The organism is uncultured Oscillibacter sp. (assembly GCF_910587525.1).
GTDB lineage: Bacteria > Bacillota > Clostridia > Oscillospirales > Oscillospiraceae > Oscillibacter.
The window spans coordinates 1-2,206 of sequence record NZ_CAJULS010000236.1 but is presented as its reverse complement, the minus strand read 5'-3'; the positions used below and the strand labels follow the sequence as shown (position 1 = coordinate 2,206).

General features: G+C 55.8%; 3 protein-coding genes and 1 pseudogene. 2 read left to right on the top strand and 2 right to left on the bottom strand.

Annotated elements, in window-relative coordinates; genetic code table 11:
* A partial coding sequence (locus tag QZ326_RS12980) for a ClpP family protease (protein ID WP_295746021.1) occupies positions 1-429 on the top strand: 429 nt, incomplete at its 5' end.
* 199 nt (positions 430-628) lie between these two features.
* Here the strand turns inward: QZ326_RS12980 and QZ326_RS12975 are convergent.
* Positions 629-1,299: pseudogene (locus tag QZ326_RS12975) on the bottom strand (IS5 family transposase); the annotation flags it as partial.
* Here QZ326_RS12975 and QZ326_RS12970 point away from each other — a divergent pair.
* Positions 1,270-1,386: a transposon-transfer assisting family protein gene (locus tag QZ326_RS12970; RefSeq protein WP_365329338.1), complete on the top strand. Its 117-nt coding sequence runs from the start codon at positions 1,270-1,272 to the stop codon at positions 1,384-1,386. The pseudogene QZ326_RS12975 and the gene QZ326_RS12970 sit on opposite strands and share 30 nt — an antisense overlap.
* A 20-nt stretch (positions 1,387-1,406) precedes the next feature.
* Here QZ326_RS12970 and QZ326_RS12965 read toward each other — a convergent pair whose 3' ends face one another.
* Positions 1,407-1,919, bottom strand: coding sequence for a hypothetical protein (locus QZ326_RS12965; RefSeq protein WP_295746015.1), 513 nt, complete (start codon positions 1,917-1,919; stop codon positions 1,407-1,409).
* Positions 1,920-2,206: the final 287 nt, after the last annotated feature.

Sequence of the window (2,206 nt, the reverse complement as noted above, 5' to 3'; positions counted from 1 at the left end):
GTGGCCGGGATGCGCAAGCCCACCGCCAGCCTTGTGCTGGGGGGCGGGCACTCCATCGGCGTCCCCCTGGCGGTGGCCCCCAAGGTGAGCCTCATCGTCCCCTCCGCCTCCATGACCATCCACCCGGTGCGGATGAACGGCACGGTGATTGCCGCCCCCCAGACCTTCAACTACTTCGAGCGCATCCAGGAGCGGATCGTCAGCTTTGTGGCCAAAAACAGCGGCATCAGCAAGAAAAAGTTTTTAAGCCTCATGCTGAAAACCGGCGAGATGGCGGCGGACGTGGGCAGCGTCATCTATGGCGAGGAGGCGGTGGAGCTGGGACTCATCGACCGCATCGGCGGCCTGGGGGACGCGCTGGACTGCCTCTATGAGCAGATCGCCCAGGCGCGCAGGGAGCGGGAGGAGCGGCTGGCGGAGGCCACCTAGTGGTCCATTCGGCCAGAAATCAAATCATATCCCGGGCGAAATTTCCGCATGGCATCGTTGTTGTCCTTGACGGGCGACAGCCCGCCTGCGTCCGCCGCCTTGCCCTGCGAAAATTCTGCTCCGGCCTCTGGTTCGCTTTCTGACCGGATACACCACTAGGCCTTGTTTGAAAAATCAAGGAAGATGTGCTAGGCGGTGTTCACATAAGAGCGTCCACAATAAAAGCAAAATAAACAAACGCCAAAAAGATAATATCCAGTTTATCATAGCGATTGAAAATGCGGCGAAATCTCTTGAGGCGGCGAAAAAGCCTCTCAACCTGATTGCGCTGTTTGTACAGCTGCTTATCGTAATCCCAGGGATTTTTGCGATTGCTTTTTGGCGGAACCACAGATGTGTAACCAAGTTCCATGGCCAAAGCTCTCGTCTCATCGCCTTCATAGGCCCGATCCATCAGCAGATAAACCGGGCGGCCAGCCGGGCCAAGCTGCCGCAAAAGAGCGCGACATTCCGGGGCATCACCGCAGTTCCCCGCGGATAACGCCAATGTTACCCCATCCCGATCAGATGCGGCGACCATATGAAGCATGGTGTTCCATCCGCCTCGCGTTCTTCCAACGGACTGTGGTCCGCTTTTTTCAAAGCGCCCATTCCATCTGGATGAACTTTGATACAGGTGGAATCCAGACTCATTACGTTTACTTGGATTTTGATGATACCGAGCTGCTGCAACCGCAGAAAGGCTGCTTGCAGCACACCCTTTTGGGCCCAGCGGTTCACCTGGACGTAGATTACGTGCCAATTTCCGTATTTTTCGGGCAGGCTCCTCCATTTGCACCCATTCTCTACGAGGTACAGCACCGCATGCAGGCGTTGGCCCGGCAGACGATCAGGAAGTTGGAGGCCATGACGGACGCCGACTTTGAGGATATGCGCTTTCTCTTTACGGACGAGTAACAGGGAACCGGCGCGGCAGGTTAGACGCTGACAGGCAGCAGAATGGGTAACAAGACCTGCGGAAAAGGTGCCGCAAGCGGCCCGCCGGAGACGGGGCGCTTGCGTAAACGGTAGACGCTCTGCCGCTGTTCCAGCTCGTTCAAGCGGGACTGCGCCCGCTCCATATCGGTGCGGTACTGCCGTTTCATTTCCGTGTATTCCTGCTCCGACATCAGCTTATCGGCATAATTCTGGAACAGGCTGTCATAGAGCATTTCCGCACGGCTGAGGGACTGTTTCGCGGCGGCGATCTCCCGTTTGACTGCCGCCTCCTGACTGACCGCCTTGGAGGATTTACTGTACTGACGCACCAGCCTATCCAGGTTTTCAGCCAACGCAATCTCCCGCTGTAGGGTATCCCAAAGAATCTCAATCAGCTTTGTCTCATGGAAATACCTCTTGTGGCAGAAAGCGGGATGATCGGCATGAGACTGGCAGATATAGACATAGTAGCGTATCCCCTTGCTGCTGTTCACATTTTTGTAGCGTACCAATGTATTGCCGCGTTTGCCCTAACGTCCACAGCTTACCGGTAATCCCAAAATCCTCCGGTATTTTCTCGTCCACAGCCTTCCGGATATTGTCCTGTTCTTCCGCTGTTAGGACCATGTGGCTTCCTGCCTTGCGTCCATTCTTTTTCGCTCCTGGGAGCTTTCACCCTCTCGTTGATACGCTGTCCATATTTCGCTGGCGCGATTCTGCCGTACGCCGGTTAATTCCTCAATATTCTTTTCCCGTTTTCCCCATTTTCTTGAGCCGTACGACCTGCCTGCGTATCTCC